General features: G+C 59.7%; 2 protein-coding genes and 1 pseudogene. 2 read left to right on the top strand and 1 reads right to left on the bottom strand.

The window, feature by feature from the left end; translation table 11 throughout:
• Positions 1-129 precede the first annotated feature (129 nt).
• Complete coding sequence (locus tag CQ12_RS21865; protein ID WP_157088387.1) at positions 130-648, top strand: hypothetical protein; 519 nt, start codon at positions 130-132, stop codon at positions 646-648.
• Between the two features lie 229 nt (positions 649-877).
• A pseudogene (locus CQ12_RS46515) lies at positions 878-1078 on the top strand (IS5/IS1182 family transposase); the annotation flags it as partial.
• On the opposite strand, the gene CQ12_RS21860 reads toward CQ12_RS46515, so the two are convergent.
• Positions 1044-1289, bottom strand: coding sequence for a hypothetical protein (locus CQ12_RS21860; protein ID WP_057837376.1), 246 nt, complete (start codon positions 1287-1289; stop codon positions 1044-1046). The pseudogene CQ12_RS46515 and the gene CQ12_RS21860 sit on opposite strands and share 35 nt — an antisense overlap.
• Positions 1290-1635: the final 346 nt, after the last annotated feature.

Genomic DNA, 1635 nt, shown 5'->3' with positions numbered 1-1635 from the left:
CTGGCAAGCCTCTTGCCTGTATCCGCTGAACCCTATCGCTTCGTCGATCTGGCCGCCCCCTTGCGGCATGACGGTTCCGTAGCCGGCGTGATCGGAGCGCACCTCAACTGGAAATGGGTGGAGGAGGGCATGGCCGCGTTGCAGGCGCCTGGAATCGATGTGCTGCTCCTATCACGGGACCGAACCGTCCTGTTTGGCCCGACCGATGTCGTCAACAAGCGGCTAAGCGTCGGCTCAGCGTTTGCGGCCAGTCGCGTCACCAGCGCGTTCTCGAGCGAGCGATGGTCCGATGGAAAGGACTATTTCACCGTGATGGTTCCGAGCGTTGGTTTTGCAGATCTTCCGAGCTTCGGCTGGTCTCTTCTGGTCCGACAGAACGCCAACGACGCGATGGCGTCAACTCGAGAACTGATCCGTGCGTTCTGGTTCATTTTCGGCGCCGGCGCCGTCGTAGCTTTGGTGCTGCTCCTGGGCGCCGCTCAATGGCTCAGAACGCCGCTACGCCGACTCTCGGAAGCCGCCGAGGCCATCGTGGTCGATCCTGGCTCGCGCCCGCCGCACCAGGAAACCCGATTCGAAGAAGCGGCAAGGCTGAGTGACGCGCTCGCCCACATGCAATCGACGCTTTTGGGCCGTTTCCAGCCGTAAGTGGGGCGCCAGAGGGAGAGTGGAGAAGCGCAACTGGCCCAACCGAGCGGCTTGAACGTGCGCGCTATCGGATAGAGCGTGGACAATCGGCAAGCGTCGAATCCCTGACGGCGGTGGGCGCCGTGTTCGAGGTAGATTGGTTAAAAAGAGCCGACGTGCCAGCCCAACTGTCAGCCCAGATGGAGCGCTTGCCTTATCCACAGTGCGCAGTCTGAAGGCCTTGTACGTTCTGCGCCGCCGCTCGGCCATTGAGCCCATCATCGGGCACATGAAGGCCAAAAATCACCTCAGCCGCGGCTACTTCAAAGGCCGAGCCAGTTATGCCACCAACGTCGTCTTCACTTCCGGGTTGGTCCTAGGTTTGCTGTGGCGAGCGCTCGCCTTTCCATTCCAGCTCAAGCCGGCTTCTTCATCGCGTCATCGCGGCTGACGTCAATATCGCCCTCCTCGTTGAAGCGCCGGATTTGCATGATAATTTCGCGCCGTTGCTCCTGGCTCAGCCTTGTTTGACCGAGCAAAATTGAATATTTGATCGAGAACGCCTGGTAATGGCGAAGGACGGCCAACTGTTCCCGAATGATGATCGTTCCCAGTGTCGGTCTCTGACCGCTTTGGCCTTCATTGTTACCGTCGACAACCAACTCGCTTCAGACGTTCCGCCGACGTTGGCGCCCATCTCGACCTGACACCAAGACGTTATCAATCCGGCGACGTTCGCGGGGCACGCAGAGTGCAACGCACGCCGCTGGCCCCCGCGGCAACCGCCAGGTTCGGACTTATCTATTCGAGGCTAGGAACGTGCTGTTGACCGTTGTAAAGTGAAGTTCTGCGCTCAAGCGTTGGGGTAAAAGCTGACCAAACGCGTCGGCGGGCAAAGGTCGCCGTCGCGCGCAAATGGCGGTCATCCTCCATCCTATCTGAACCTGCTAAACTCAAGGTAGAGATACCCGCCGCATGAAGCAGTCTTAAACCAACCCAGATTCGCCT

This window comes from Bradyrhizobium jicamae (assembly GCF_001440395.1).
GTDB lineage: Bacteria > Pseudomonadota > Alphaproteobacteria > Rhizobiales > Xanthobacteraceae > Bradyrhizobium > Bradyrhizobium jicamae.
This window is presented reverse-complemented; position numbering and strand designations above follow the sequence as displayed.

Excerpts from the sequence above, each read along its gene's own strand:
- CQ12_RS21865 (WP_157088387.1), top strand. The coding sequence starts at position 130 with ATGGCCGCGTTGCAGGCGCCTGGAATCGATGTGCTGCTCCTATCACGG.